At 67.4% G+C, this 12,692-nt stretch carries 14 protein-coding genes; 7 read left to right on the forward strand and 7 right to left on the reverse strand.

The genetic code is table 11. The features are described from left to right. Positions 1 to 4: 4 nt before the first annotated feature. Together PSR88_RS28710 and PSR88_RS28715 are read right to left on the reverse strand one after the other, a co-directional pair. The gene (locus PSR88_RS28710; RefSeq protein WP_016883484.1) at positions 5 to 2,263 is read right to left on the reverse strand and encodes a glycerol-3-phosphate 1-O-acyltransferase; all 2,259 of its coding nucleotides are present in this window, start codon (positions 2,261 to 2,263) and stop codon (positions 5 to 7) included. A 17-nt stretch (positions 2,264 to 2,280) separates the two neighbouring features. Continuing rightward, positions 2,281 to 3,735: a wax ester/triacylglycerol synthase domain-containing protein gene (locus PSR88_RS28715; RefSeq protein ID WP_016883483.1), complete on the reverse strand. Its 1,455-nt coding sequence runs from the start codon at positions 3,733 to 3,735 to the stop codon at positions 2,281 to 2,283. A 124-nt stretch (positions 3,736 to 3,859) separates the two neighbouring features. On the opposite strand from PSR88_RS28715, the gene PSR88_RS28720 reads away from it, so the two are divergent. Together PSR88_RS28720 and PSR88_RS28725 are read left to right on the forward strand one after the other, a co-directional pair. Next, positions 3,860 to 4,303 (forward strand): GNAT family N-acetyltransferase, encoded by a 444-nt coding sequence (locus tag PSR88_RS28720; RefSeq protein WP_016883482.1) that lies wholly within the window; start codon positions 3,860 to 3,862, stop codon positions 4,301 to 4,303. A 50-nt stretch (positions 4,304 to 4,353) separates the two neighbouring features. After that, complete coding sequence (locus PSR88_RS28725; RefSeq protein ID WP_009478907.1) at positions 4,354 to 4,848, forward strand: DUF2505 domain-containing protein; 495 nt, start codon at positions 4,354 to 4,356, stop codon at positions 4,846 to 4,848. A 3-nt stretch (positions 4,849 to 4,851) separates the two neighbouring features. Here the strand turns inward: PSR88_RS28725 and soxR are convergent, their stop codons facing one another. Further along, positions 4,852 to 5,331: a redox-sensitive transcriptional activator SoxR gene (soxR, locus tag PSR88_RS28730; RefSeq protein WP_016883481.1), complete on the reverse strand. Its 480-nt coding sequence runs from the start codon at positions 5,329 to 5,331 to the stop codon at positions 4,852 to 4,854. 41 nt (positions 5,332 to 5,372) lie between these two features. Beyond that, positions 5,373 to 5,903 (reverse strand): FABP family protein, encoded by a 531-nt coding sequence (locus PSR88_RS28735; RefSeq protein ID WP_016883480.1) that lies wholly within the window; start codon positions 5,901 to 5,903, stop codon positions 5,373 to 5,375. A gap of 107 nt (positions 5,904 to 6,010) precedes the next feature. Between PSR88_RS28735 and arcA the strand changes: the two genes are divergently transcribed. After that, positions 6,011 to 7,228 (forward strand): arginine deiminase, encoded by a 1,218-nt coding sequence (arcA, locus tag PSR88_RS28740; RefSeq protein ID WP_009478910.1) that lies wholly within the window; start codon positions 6,011 to 6,013, stop codon positions 7,226 to 7,228. Between the two features lie 13 nt (positions 7,229 to 7,241). On the opposite strand, the gene arsC is transcribed toward arcA, so the two are convergent. After that, positions 7,242 to 7,598 carry an arsenate reductase (glutaredoxin) gene (gene arsC, locus PSR88_RS28745; protein WP_009478911.1) on the reverse strand — a complete coding sequence of 119 codons (357 nt, stop codon included), beginning with the start codon at positions 7,596 to 7,598 and terminating at the stop codon, positions 7,242 to 7,244. Between the two features lie 87 nt (positions 7,599 to 7,685). Here arsC and PSR88_RS28750 point away from each other — a divergent pair, with 87 nt between their 5' ends. The 4 genes from PSR88_RS28750 (at position 7,686) to PSR88_RS28765 (ending at position 11,006) form a co-directional block, all read left to right on the forward strand. Further along, positions 7,686 to 8,369 (forward strand): NAD(P)H-binding protein, encoded by a 684-nt coding sequence (locus PSR88_RS28750; RefSeq protein ID WP_009478912.1) that lies wholly within the window; start codon positions 7,686 to 7,688, stop codon positions 8,367 to 8,369. A gap of 58 nt (positions 8,370 to 8,427) precedes the next feature. Beyond that, positions 8,428 to 8,802, forward strand: coding sequence for a GntR family transcriptional regulator (locus tag PSR88_RS28755; RefSeq protein WP_016883479.1), 375 nt, complete (start codon positions 8,428 to 8,430; stop codon positions 8,800 to 8,802). Positions 8,803 to 8,852: 50 nt separating this feature from the next. After that, positions 8,853 to 9,284, forward strand: coding sequence for a DoxX family protein (locus PSR88_RS28760; RefSeq protein WP_011597793.1), 432 nt, complete (start codon positions 8,853 to 8,855; stop codon positions 9,282 to 9,284). Positions 9,285 to 9,374: 90 nt separating this feature from the next. Continuing rightward, positions 9,375 to 11,006 carry a BCCT family transporter gene (locus PSR88_RS28765; protein WP_371113087.1) on the forward strand — a complete coding sequence of 544 codons (1,632 nt, stop codon included), beginning with the start codon at positions 9,375 to 9,377 and terminating at the stop codon, positions 11,004 to 11,006. 51 nt (positions 11,007 to 11,057) lie between these two features. Here the strand turns inward: PSR88_RS28765 and PSR88_RS28770 are convergent, their stop codons facing one another. Together PSR88_RS28770 and PSR88_RS28775 are read right to left on the reverse strand one after the other, a co-directional pair. Beyond that, positions 11,058 to 11,186 carry a hypothetical protein gene (locus PSR88_RS28770; protein ID WP_342338586.1) on the reverse strand — a complete coding sequence of 43 codons (129 nt, stop codon included), beginning with the start codon at positions 11,184 to 11,186 and terminating at the stop codon, positions 11,058 to 11,060. Further along, positions 11,150 to 12,658 (reverse strand): dolichyl-phosphate-mannose--protein mannosyltransferase, encoded by a 1,509-nt coding sequence (locus PSR88_RS28775; RefSeq protein WP_037197419.1) that lies wholly within the window; start codon positions 12,656 to 12,658, stop codon positions 11,150 to 11,152. Before PSR88_RS28775 ends, PSR88_RS28770 begins: the two co-directional genes overlap by 37 nt. Positions 12,659 to 12,692 lie beyond the last annotated feature (34 nt).

The following is a 12,692-nucleotide window of genomic DNA, read 5'->3' on the forward strand; positions in this document are numbered from 1 at the left end:
CTACTCACCTACCACCCATCTGGTCGAGATTCTCGTGCGCGATGGCACGGATGCGCAGCACCCGATCGATCAGGGTCTGGAGTTCGGCCTCGAATTCGACGCGCCGGGCCGCCATGTTCTCGGCGTTCGGTTCGACCAGGCCCCGGTTCCGTGCCAGCTTCAGCGCGGTCGTGAAGAGTTCGGCCGAAATCGACTCGCTGCTCCCGATCTGCTGCCGGAGACGCCGCTGCTCGGCGAGCGCGAGGCACGAGGTCATGAAGGCCTTCTCGTCGAACTTCCGGTCCACCGGAGTCCGGAGCAGCTGGCCCGCGACCACGGCGTACGCCTCCAGGAACGGTTGCAGAACCCGGTGAGCCAGGTGAATGCGCATCCCGGACAACAGGTTCGCGGCGTGCTGCGGGTCACCCAGATTCGACTCCCACGCCGGGTCGATGAGATCCAGTTCGGCCCGCAGTTCCTTCCGGAAGCTGTCCTTCTCGCTGAAGAAGAACTCGAACTTGAGCAGATCGCGGATGCGCAGTGCCGCATCCCATCCGTCGTTCAGCGGATCGGTGAACTGCTGATCGACGGCCGCTCGCAGCACCATTTCCGCGATCGCCCGCATCACCAGGAAGTGAATCGTGTTGTTGCGGTAGAACGCTGCCACGAGATGCTGATCCCGGCCGAGGTAGAACACCCGCTCGCTGCCCTGATCGAAACTCCGCAGCACCCCGGAATCGAGGTGGGTCCGCACCGCCTTGCGGATCACCTCGGGGTGGGTCAGGTCCACATCGCCCGCGGTCGGCAACGAGCGTGCGGTGATGTAGTCCACGAGTGGTCCCAGGATGGCACCGACCTCGGCGACGGTCAGCGCCCGGTCCTCGATGCCGAGGAACGCGAGCATGACGAGCGAGGACGCCGTGACGGGTGTGACCTCGTTGATGCGGTGGCACACCTCGAACGCCGTCTTCTGCACTGCCAGCCGCAGGTCGTCCTCCTGGCCGAGGTAGTCCGCCAGCGACATCGGCCTGCCGACGTTGACGTGCGCGACACCGTGCCGTTGACCCTGTGCCCGAACGTATCCGAAGAGCCAGCGCAGACTCTCCTTGCTCTTCGCCTGGCCGTGCGCCTCCGCCGCCATCGCCCCGACCTCGTACAGCTGGTCGTAGGTCAGCGACACCGGAACGAGATACACGTCGGACATCCCGCTGTCCCGGAAGGCTTTCGCGAGGTAGTTGAGCAGACCGAACCGCGGCGGCCGCAGCTTCCCGGTGCGGCTGCGCCCGCCCTCGATGTACCACTCGAGGTTGAACCGTTTCGTGAGCAGATAGCGCATGTACTCGCGGAGCGTCCACTTGTAGATCTCGTCGCCTTCGATCTTCCGGCGAATGAACACGGTGCCGCTGCGCTTGCCGATCGGTCCGATCGGCCAGAAGTTGATGTTCAGACCGCCCATCACGTGGTTGAGCGGAAGATCGTTCGCGAGCAGCGCCGGCCGCAACACCAGCGGGTCGAGGTACGAGCGGTGGCTGGGCAGGAACACCAGGGAATGTTCCTTGTTCAGCTCCCGCAGCTCGTCGAGCCGGGTGGTGTCGACGTCGAGGCGGTACGCGCGGGAGAAGTAGCGGCCCAACTGGTCCCACAGCGCGATGGCCCGCCTGCTCTGCGCGGCGACCATCTCGTCCAGTGCCCTACGGGCCCGGCGATCCACTTCGGCGACGGGGAGGTTCAACTTCGCGGACAGCTCCCGGGTGCCGTCGTGGTACCGGCTGGCGTCGGTGATCTCGTCGACGACGAACTTTGACACCTTGTACTGCGTGCCCAGCAGGGTGCGCTCGGCCCGCTCGAGGGTCAGCGCCGCCTGGCGGCGAATGAAATCCGGAAGCGACCCGCCGCCGTTCTCGGCGAGCCGGCGTTCGAGGTCGCTCAGCGGGGCCGGGTCGCCTTCCAGGACCTGGCACCGAGCCGGGTCGTCGCGCATCACCCGGCGCTGCATGTTCTGACCGGGGTGCAGCGGATCGCGCAGCGACAGCGTCTCCCGGAATCGCCGCGCGCCGTCCGGATGGGTCTCCTTCGGCAGCCAGACCACCCGCAGCGGGGTGAGCAGCGGATCATCCTTCCGGCGCACGAGGTCGGCGAGGGCCTGGTCGGTGACGCGGACCGTCGGCGGCGGCTGACCGGAATCGTTCGCCTGCCGCTCCAGCCACGTGCGGAGAACGTCGTCCTCCATGTCGCTCATCGTCTCGATGAGGTAGACCCGTGGCCGTGTCGTGTGCTCGTCCATCGCGCCAGCCTTTCCTTTCACCCGCGGCCCAGTTCGACGATCTCGTCGAGACTCTCCTGCAGGCACTGCATGAACCGCGCCGGCTCGGTGACGGCGGCGGTGTCGAGATTGACGCCGATGCAACACGTGCCGACGTGGGAGACGAGAGTGGCCATGACCGCACAGCCGGGGGCCGGGCCGAACGGGAACATCCGCTCGATCCGGGCACCCGCCAGGTACACCGGCACGGGGACCCCGGCGACGTTGCTGGCCTGCAGATCGAGACCCGTCGACTGCGAGAGATACCAGTTCGCCAGCACGACCGTCGGAAGCCGGACCAGGAGCGGGGCGGCCGAATCCAGTAGTCCGAGTGCGGGTTCCTGGCGCAGCCCCAGGATGATCGCGCGCACCTTCTTTACCCGCGCGACCGGGTCGCGTTCACCGACCGGTCCGGCGAATCGGGCCGCGGCGAACCGGTTGCCGCCCGTCGGATCCGCTGCCGAACGCATGCTCACCGGCATGCCCACCGGAATCGTGTCGAGGTCGCGGCCGAACGATTCGTGGTAGCGGCGAAAGCCACCCAGCAGGGCCGCCACGTACGCGTCGTTCAGCGACCCGCCGGCGACGTGGGCGGCGGAACGCAGTTCGTCGACACTCACCTCGAGCACTCCGAACCAGCGTCCGAGTCCGCGGTCGCGCAGCAGGTCCGAACCCGTGGTCGGGGGAGGGGTCACCACCCTCCGGATCGAGTTCGCGTAACCGGCGACCTCCGTGACACTGCCCACCGGGTCGCCGACGACGGTCATCGCCGTCCGCACCGCTCCGCGGATCAGGCCGCCGAGACGGCCGGGGGCGCTGCGCACGTTGTCGAGTGCCTGCTCGAACAGGGCGCCGCCACCCGACATCTGCTCCGGCAACGGCGCAGGCCGATCCGGTTTGTCCGGCGACGGTTCGGGGCGCCTGCTGTGCAGCAGCGTCATCAACTGGATGCCGCCGAGCCCGTCCGTGATGCTGTGGTGCGTCTTCACCACGTAGACGGCGCGGCCGTCGTCGAGTCCCTCGATGAGCATCGCGCTCCACGGCGGCCGGGCGCGGTCGAACGGCTCGGTCGCCATGTGCCTGCACATCCGGAGAGCGTGGTCGAACGTCGCCGGCTCCGGCAGTCGCACCCGCGACAAGTGATAGTCGAGGTCGAACTCGGGGTCGACCGACCACATCGGATTGCCCAGCCGCAGTGTCGGCTCCACCACCCGCATCCGGATACGCGGCACCATGTGCGACGCCCACTCGTGGGCGCGGACCAGCCGGTCCCAGTCCGGCGGTTTGTCGAGCACGTCGACCGCGACGATCGGTGAGCGCAGCTTCGGCTGCACCTCCTCCATCCGCCACATCCCGGTCTCGAAGTCGGACATCGTGCGGTCCGCTCCCCAGGCGACGTCGGAGAAATCCACGTCGACGGCACTCGGCGGTATCAGAGGTTCGCCGTCGGCCATGCCCACCCTCATTCGGTTGCTCGAGTTGCCCTCAGCTGCTGCTTTTCCAGTGTGGACCCGCCCCGCAGATCGCGTCCCTGGTTCCGGCGGATTGCGCACCGGACTTTCTGTCTAAGGTGAGGACGTGCCGACTCTCCACCACGCGACGCTCGACAGGATCGACCCGGCCACGCTCTACCGGATCATGGTCCTGCGGACCGACGTGTTCGTCTTCGAGCAGGGCATCGTGTCGGAACCCGAACTCGACGGACGCGACCTCGAACCGACCACCACCCAGTTCTGGGCGGAGGAGGACGGCGAGGTTCTCGCGACACTGCGTGTGCTGGCCGACGAACCGACACTGCACCTCGGACGCGTCGCCACCGCCGCCCACGCCCGTGGGCGCGGACTCGCGGGTCGGCTGCTCGAAGCCGTGTTCGAGGCGTTCCCGGGCCCCGTCGAGATCTCCGCCCAGGCCTACCTCGAAAACTGGTACGGCCGTTACGGTTTTCGCAGAACCGGCGAGAATTACCTCGAAGCCGGCATCGACCACCTGCCGATGAGGCGCTCCGCGCCCGTGTGTGGCTGACGAGTCTCTGGACTCCTTCACCACTCACGGAGTTGTCGTAGGCTGCCGTCATGGCGAAAAGCTTCGAATACTCCGAACAGATCGCGTACCCGATCGACCGGGTGCACGCGACGGTGACGGATCGGGCGTTCTGGCAGCACCGGTTCGAAGAGGCGCCGGAGAAACTCACCCTCGACGACAGCCGCGGCCCCGGGACCCTGACGGCGACGATGCGCGACACCATCGGCGCGTCCTCCCTCCCCGGGCTGGTCCGCAAGGTCGTCTCGGGTGAACTGAAGGTCGAGCGTGCCGACGAATGGGGCGCCCTCGACGGCGACCGCGCCGACGGCCGGATCAGTGGCAGCTCCACCGGGATCCCGGTGAAGATCGAGTGCACGTCGGTACTCCGCGCGTCGGGCGACGTCACCGTCCTGGACGTCGCCGGAGCGGTGCAGGTCAAGATTCCGCTCGTCGGCGGGCAGATCGAGTCCCTCGTCAGGAAGCTGGTCGGCGACATGGTCGGACAGGACCGCGACGCGATCGAGAAGTGGCTCGGCGACAGCTGACGCTCACGCCCAGGGGGCCGGGCCGTCGAGTTCGACGTCCAACGTGCGGGCGCCCGGCCCCGCCGTGCCCAGCCGGTCGTGGCTGTTGACGATCGCGCAACTCCCGAGCGAGAGGCACCCGCAGCCGATGCAGCCCGTCAGGTTGTCGCGGAGCCGGATCAGCTGCTCGATCCGCTGATCCAGATCCGCATGCCACCGCGTCGAGAGCTTCTCCCAGTCCTTCCGGTTCGGCGTCCGGCCCTCGGGAAGGGTCGCGAGGGCGTCCCGGATCTCGGCCAGCGGAATCCCGACCCGCTGGGCGATGCGGATGAACGCGACCCGCCGCAACGTGTCCCTGCGGTAGCGACGCTGATTGCCGGACGTCCGCCTGCTGGTGATCAGCCCCTCGCGCTCGTAGAAGTGCAACGCCGACACCGCCACGCCACTGCGCTCCGACAGCTGCCCCGGCGTCAGTTCCTTGGCTCTCCACTCGGGCATCTCCACGACAGGCAACCTTTCCGCGGTTACCTGAACAATACTCGAGGTCAGTCGCGGCGGAGATGTCCGTGCAGGTGGTGCGTGAGCGGAGTCAGGTCATGCGCCATCCACAGGTCGTACGTGAGGTCGCCGCCGCGCACCGACAACTGTCGCCGGATGCTGTGCACCGGTTTCGCGTCCGGGGACGCGCTCAGCACCACCATCGACAATTCGATGGTCCCCTCCCGGACCTGACCACGGTGGATCTCGGTGAATCCGGTCGGCTGGGCCACGAGCAGTTCCGCCTCGTCCTCGCCGACGAGCCGCAGAAACCCGGACTCCGAGTGCAACGGCCGACCGCTGCCCGCCTCCCTCGTCCGAGACCGGTACGCCAGGAACGGTTTACCGGTGGGAGCGAATTCGATCTCCTCGGTGTACGCGAAGTCGTCGATCGTCGGGTACGCGCCCTCGCCCTCGCCGCGCCACAGACCGGCGAACGGTGCCAGGGCGGAAGGAACGTACGGAACTGGCGGCGTGTTCGCAGACGAACTCGCCGCCGCATCCGAGTGCGCCGGCGAGAGAGTCGAGTTCTCGTCCATGAGATACCTCCGCCGTTTCACGGTACTCGCCTGCGGCGCCGAGGGACACGGGCGGCGACGGAGTGTTTGAGCGTGCCTGCCGGGCCCGCCGGCATTACCGTCTAGACATGAACGCGTCCGGTTCTGCACCGCTGGGGGCCAACTCCGAAGTCGGGCAGCTGCGTGCCGTCCTCCTGCACCGGCCCGGGGACGAACTGAAGCGGCTCACGCCCCGCAACAACGACCAACTGCTCTTCGACGGACTGCCCTGGGTCGACCGCGCGCAGGAAGAGCACGACGCGTTCGCGGACCTCCTGCGCAGCCGCGGTGTCGAGGTCCTGCTGCTGTCCGACCTGCTCACCGAGACGCTCGGCGCCAGCGGCGCCGCCCGCATACAGGGCATCGGCGCGGCCGTCGACGCCCGCAAACTCGGGCACACCCTGGCCCAGGAATTGGCCGCACACCTCCGCGGTGTCCCGGCCCCCGACCTGTCCACCATCCTCACCGCGGGCATGACCTTCGACGAACTTCCCGTCGCCGCCAACACGGCGTCGCTGGTCCGGCGCATGCACCACGGCGGCGACTTCGTCATCGACCCGCTGCCCAACCTGCTGTTCACCCGGGACTCGTCGTTCTGGATCGGACCCCGCGTCGCGATCACGTCCCTCGCCCTGCCCGCCCGCGTCCGCGAAACGTCCCTCACCGACATCATCTACGCCCACCACCCGCGTTTCCGCGGCGCCCGGCGCGCCTACGAATCCCACACGGCCCCCGTCGAAGGCGGCGACGTCCTGCTCCTCGCACCGGGAGTCGTCGCCGTCGGGGTGGGGGAGCGCACTACACCGGCAGGCGCCGAGGCGTTGGCGCGCAGCGTCTTCGAGGACGAACTGGCGCACACCGTGCTGGTGGTGCCCATCGCGCAGGCCCGGGCGTCGATGCACCTCGACACCGTGTGCACGATGGTCGACCACGACGCCGTCGTGATGTACCCGATCATCCAGGACACGCTGTCGGCGTTCACCATTCACCGCGAAGACAAGGGTGTGTCGATCCGCGGAGCCGATCCGTTCCTGACCGCCGCCGCCGAGGCCATGGGCATCGGCAAGCTGCGCGTCATCGACACCGGACTCGACAACGTCACCGCCGAACGCGAACAGTGGGACGACGGAAACAACACGCTCGCACTCGCACCAGGCGTCGTCGTCGCATACGAACGGAACGTCGAGACCAACGCCCGGCTCGAGGCGTCGGGCATCGAGGTACTGCGGATCGCCGGTTCCGAACTCGGCTCCGGCCGCGGCGGGCCCCGCTGCATGTCCTGTCCGGTTGCTCGCGACCCGCTATAGGCGCCCGGAGGGCCTAGAGGACCTCGCGGACCTTCTCGGCAGGGCGGGCGAGGACGGTGCCCTTGTCCGTCACGACGATGGGTCGCTCGATGAGGATGGGGTTGTCCACCATCGCTTCCAGCAGTTCGTCCTCGGATGCTTCGGCGAGCCCGAGTTCCTTGAAGACAGTCTCCTTCGTGCGTATCGCCTCGCTCGGCTTCAGCCCGGCGTCGTCGAGAAGTTTGCGCAACCCGTCCCGTGAGGGCGGGGTCTCGAGGTACTTCACGACGGTCGGCTCGATGCCCGCGTCGCGGATCAGTCCGAGGACGGTGCGGGACGTGTTGCATCGCTGGTTGTGGTAGATGGTCGCGGTGTTCGCCATACCCGACATTCTGCACCGGGGAACAAACCCGCCCGCAGGGAGCGCTGAACCAGGGGTAGTAACTCGTGAATAGTCGACGAAAGAGGGAGATCGATCATGGCCGAGCACAGGGACGCAACTCCGCGGCGCATCGTCATCGCGGGTGGACACGGGAAGATCGCCCGTCACCTCATCAAGATTCTCACCGCACGCGGTGATCGCGCGGTCGCGCTGATCCGCAACCCCGATCACGAGCACGACGTGGCGGCGCTCGGCGCCGAACCGGTGGTGATCGATCTGGAGACGGCGAGCCCGGACGACGTGGCGAAGACGCTCGTCGGTGCGGACGCCGCGGTGTTCGCCGCGGGCGCAGGCCCGGGCAGCGGTATCGCACGCAAGGACACCGTCGATCGCGGGGCCGCGGTTCTCCTCGCGGACGCCGCCGAGAAGGCGGGAACGCGGCGATTCGTCCAGATCAGTTCGTTCGGGGCGGGGGAGCCGATCCCCGAGGGCACCGACGAGGTGTTCGCGGCCTACCTCGTCGCGAAGACGGCCGCCGAGGAAGACCTGCGCGCCCGCACCCACCTCGATTGGACGATTCTCCGTCCGGGCGGTCTGCTCGACGACGACCCGACGGGTCACGTCACGCTCACCGCGCCTCCTCTCGAGCCCGGCACCGTCCCGCGCGCCGACGTGGCCGCAGTGGTCGCGGCGCTCCTGGACCACCCGGAGACTGCCAAGAAGACGCTGATGCTGACATCCGGCCCGACGCCGATCGAGGAGGCCGTCGCCGCGGTGTAAGCATTGCGGCGCCGCAACCGCGCAACTACGGTCTGATACAACGCGTGGAACAACGGAGGTGGCGCCGGCCGTGGACATCGACATCGATCCGGATTCGTCGACCGCCCCGTTCGATCAGTTGCGATTGCAGATCATCGAGCAGGTGCGCAGTGGGCAGCTGATCGCGGGAACCAAGATTCCCACGGTCCGCGCACTCGCCGTCGAGGTGGGTCTGGCTCCGAACACGGTGGCCAAGGCGTACCGGGAACTCGGCGAGCAGGGTGTCATCGAAACCCGTGGCAAGCAGGGCACGTTCATCGCGAGCGGCGGCGACCCCATTCGCGCCGGGGCCGAGAAGGCCGCAACACGGTATGTGCAGGACCTGCGGAAGCTGGGGGTGTCCGACGAGGAGATCCTCGGCTTCGTGCAGTCCGCTCTCCGCGGCGCCGAATGAGGACGGCGCCGCATCCAGAAGGTGTGACCCCAGAAAGGTAGACACTCGGTATGGCTTCCGCACTCTTCCGCGACCTCGCACTACTGATTGCCCGGATCGGACTCGGCGTCGTCTTCGTCGCGCACGGCTGGCAGAAGTTCTTCGACTACGGAGTGAAGGCCACACAGGCGTCGTTCGCAGACATGGGCGTCCCGCTTCCCGACATTTCGGCTGTTGCGGCCGCCACTATCGAACTCGCGGGTGGATTTGCTCTCATCGTGGGAGTGGCCACGCCGATCGCCGGAATCCTGCTGTTCCTCGACATGCTCGGAGCGCTGATTCTGGTACACGCGGACAAGGGCGTCTTCGTCGCGAACGGCGGGTACGAACTCGTTGTCGCACTCGGCGTCGGGTCACTTCTTCTCGCCGTGATCGGTGCCGGACGCCTCAGCATCGACGGGCTTCTCGGAAGAGGCTCGGGATGGGGAAAAACCGCAGCGTGACGATGCCGTAGGCTGGGTCTCGATTCGGTGTGAAGCGATGGGCTAGCTTGCTTTTACCATCGAAAATGACCAACGTAGTTGTTCATGGCAATGAATACTGATCTGCCTGATCAAGGTTCCGAGACCGCCGACGCGAGCGTCGGCGGAGGGCTCAAACGGGTCGGTGTTCGCACCGACCAAGTCGTGTTCTCCGCCGCTGCCGCCGCGGTCTCGGCAATCGTCGTCTGGGGGCTCGTGGCCCCCGACAATCTCGACTCCACGACCGGCAAGGCACTCGACTGGCTGGTCACCGACATGGGCTGGTTGTTCGTCCTGTCGGCGTCCGGATTCGTCCTCTTCTCACTGTGGCTCGCGTTCAGCAAGTTCGGTCACATCCCGCTCGGCAAGGACGGCGAGAAGCCCGAGTTCCGGACGGTCAGCTGGATCGCGATGATGTTCAGCGCCGGCATGGGCATCGGACTGATGTTCTTCGGTGTCGCCGAACCTCTCGCGCACTACGTGACACCCCCTCCGGGTTCCAACGGTGGCATCGGAACTGCGATGGCCACCACCATGTTCCACTGGAGCCTGCACCCCTGGGCGATGTACGCGGTTGTCGGACTGTCGATCGCGTACGGCTCGTACCGCAAGGGTCGCAAGCAGCTGTTCAGCTCCGCCTTCATCCCGCTGCTCGGCCGTCGCGCCGAGGGGCCGATCGGCAAGTTCATCGACGTTCTCGCGATCTTCGCGACGCTGTTCGGCACCGCCGCTTCGCTGGGCCTCGGCGCACTGCAGATCGGGTCCGGTTTCCAGGTCGTCGGGTGGATGTCGGAGGTCAGCACGTTCCTGCTGGTCGCCATTGTCGCCCTGCTGACCCTCGCGTTCGTGGCATCCGCCGTGTCGGGTGTCGCGAAGGGAATTCAGTGGCTCTCCAACACCAACATGGTGCTCGCCGTCATCCTGGCCCTCTTCGTGTTCGTCGTGGGGCCGACGGTCCTGATCCTCAACCTGCTGCCCACCACGATCGGCGCCTACGCCGCGCAGCTCGCGCAGATGTCGGCCCGCACCGGAGCGTCGTCCGATCCGGCGACCGGCGAATGGTTGTCCTCGTGGACCATCTTCTACTGGGCGTGGTGGATCTCCTGGACCCCGTTCGTCGGCATGTTCCTGGCACGCATCAGCCGCGGCCGGACCATCCGCCAGTTCGTGGTCGGCGTGATCGTGGTGCCGAGCGCCGTGAGCCTCGTGTGGTTCGCGATCTTCGGTGGTGCCGGAATCAGCGAGCAGCGTGACGGAATCGACCTCGCCGGACAGGACACCCAGGAGGGTCAGCTGTTCGGCATGCTCAACCACCTGCCGCTCACCGGCATCACGACCGTCCTGGTGATGATCCTCGTCGGTATCTTCTTCGTCTCCGGGGCCGACGCCGCATCGATGGTGATGGGCACCCTGTCGCAGCGCGGTTCGCTGGAACCGCAGCGCTGGGTGGTCGTGTTCTGGGGTGTGCTCACCGGTGGCGTCGCCGCGCTCATCCTGTGGACCGGCGGCGACACCGCGCTGGACGGACTGCAGACGATGACGATCATCGCCGCGGCGCCGTTCGTCCTCGTGATGATCGGGTTGTGTTTCTCGCTCTACAAGGATCTGTCCCGCGACCAGATGATCGTCGACGGCCGGGAAATGCGGAGAGAGATGCGGAGAGTGGCGGCCAAACGTCGTCGCGACCGGATTTCGTCCCGCTAGAGAAACAGTCTGCGAGCCGCTCGGTGTCCCACGGGACCCGGGCGGCTCGACTCATTCCGGGGTCAGCGCCAGCTGGGATAATTCCGGGGTCAGCGCCAGCTGGGATAATTCCGGGGTCAGCGCCAGCTGGGATAATTCCGGGGTCAGCGCCAGCTGGGGAGCCACAGTTGGTGCTGCCACGTGTCCGCGGTGATCGGGACGGCCGTGAGGATCGGCCACAACCAGATGAAGTTGGCGACCACGAGCCCCACATAGAGGCAGACGGCGAGCAGGCCCGTGGTGCGCCGTTCGAACGACGCCTTCGCGCTACCCAGGATGTCGCCGAGGACCAGCGCGAGACCCATCACCATGAACGGCGCCAGGGCCACCGCATAGAAGTAGTACATCTGGCGGTCCAGGGTGGTCAGCCACGGCAGGAACGCGGCGCCGTAGGCGGTGAGGACGGTGGCGTACCGCCAGTCCTTCCGCACCACGGTCTGCCACAGCGCCCACACGAGCATCGGCAGTGCCAGCCACCACATCGCGGGCGTCCCGATGAGCATCACGGCCTTGACGCAACTCGACGCTCCGCAGCCGGTGACGTGATCACCCTCGGCGAAGTAGTACAGCATCGGGCGCAGACCCATCGGCCACGTCCACGGCTTCGACTCCCACGGGTGATGATTGCCCGCCGAATTGGTGAGGCCTTCGTGGAACTCGAGGACGTTGCCGCTGTAGTACCACAGCGACCGGAGCGCGCCCGGCACGAACGACCAGGTGCCGCCCGTCCCGATCTCGTTGCCCACGGCATGCCGGTCCACACCCGTCTCGCTGGCGAACCACGCCCAGTAGCTGGCGAGGTACACGAACAGCGGCACGACGACCAGCGCGTACAGCGCCGGGCCCACATCGCGGACGCCGGCACCGAACCACGGTCGACGCACCCCGTAGGCGCGCCGGGCCGACACGTCGAATGCGACGCTGAGAAGCCCGAAGAACACGATGAAGTAGACGCCCGACCATTTGGTGCCGCACGCCAGACCCAGCATGATCCCGGCGCCGAACCGCCACCAGCGCACCCCGAGTCGCGGACCCCAGTCGCTGTCGCCGATCCGGCCCTCGTCGTACACGCGGGCCATTCGCTCACGGACCTGGTCGCGGTCCACCACCAGGCAGCCCAGAGCGGCGACCGCGAATACTGCCAGGAAGATGTCGAGCATGCCGAGCCGGGACGAGACGAACGTGACGCCGTCCGCGACCAGCAGGATCCCGGCGAGGCCGCCGATCAGAGTGGATCGGGTGAGCCGGCGGACGATGCGGATCACCAGCAGAACCATGATCGTGCCGGCCACGGCGGAGGCGAAACGCCAACCCCAGCCGTTGTAGCCGAAGATCGCCTCGCCCACCGCGATCAGCTGTTTGCCGATCGGCGGATGCACCACCAGGCCGTAACCGGGGTTGTCCTCGAGCCAGCCGCCGGTGAGCACCTGCCAGCCCTGCGGCGCGTAGTGCTTCTCGTCGAACACGGGAGTGCCCGCGTCGGTCGGGTAACCGAGCATCGTGAACCGGGTGATCGCCCCGATCGCCGTGACGAACAGGGTGACCACCCAGCCGCGGGCGCGGTCGACGGGACCGAAGTCGGGGGGCGGCACGAGGGGCGCCGGTCCGACCATGGACGGCTGTCGTGCGGAGGGCGTCGGTCGCTCG

The sequence above is a fragment of the Rhodococcus sp. DK176 genome (assembly GCF_038447315.2).
Classification (GTDB): domain Bacteria; phylum Actinomycetota; class Actinomycetes; order Mycobacteriales; family Mycobacteriaceae; genus Rhodococcus_F; species Rhodococcus_F jostii_A.

Bases quoted from the DNA above. Each gene is read 5' to 3' on its own strand.
- arcA (WP_009478910.1), top strand. From the start codon at position 6,011: ATGAACGCGTCCGGTTCTGCACCGCTGGGGGCCAACTCCGAAGTCGGG.
- PSR88_RS28725 (WP_009478907.1), top strand. From the start codon at position 4,354: ATGGCGAAAAGCTTCGAATACTCCGAACAGATCGCGTACCCGATCGAC.
- PSR88_RS28710 (WP_016883484.1), bottom strand. From the start codon at position 2,263: ATGGACGAGCACACGACACGGCCACGGGTCTACCTCATCGAGACGATG.
- PSR88_RS28735 (WP_016883480.1), bottom strand. From the start codon at position 5,903: ATGGACGAGAACTCGACTCTCTCGCCGGCGCACTCGGATGCGGCGGCG.
- PSR88_RS28760 (WP_011597793.1), top strand. From the start codon at position 8,853: ATGGCTTCCGCACTCTTCCGCGACCTCGCACTACTGATTGCCCGGATC.
- PSR88_RS28775 (WP_037197419.1), bottom strand. From the start codon at position 12,658: ATGGTCGGACCGGCGCCCCTCGTGCCGCCCCCCGACTTCGGTCCCGTC.
- PSR88_RS28765 (WP_371113087.1), top strand. From the start codon at position 9,375: ATGAATACTGATCTGCCTGATCAAGGTTCCGAGACCGCCGACGCGAGC.
- PSR88_RS28715 (WP_016883483.1), bottom strand. From the start codon at position 3,735: ATGGCCGACGGCGAACCTCTGATACCGCCGAGTGCCGTCGACGTGGAT.
- arsC (WP_009478911.1), bottom strand. From the start codon at position 7,598: ATGTCGGGTATGGCGAACACCGCGACCATCTACCACAACCAGCGATGC.
- PSR88_RS28750 (WP_009478912.1), top strand. From the start codon at position 7,686: ATGGCCGAGCACAGGGACGCAACTCCGCGGCGCATCGTCATCGCGGGT.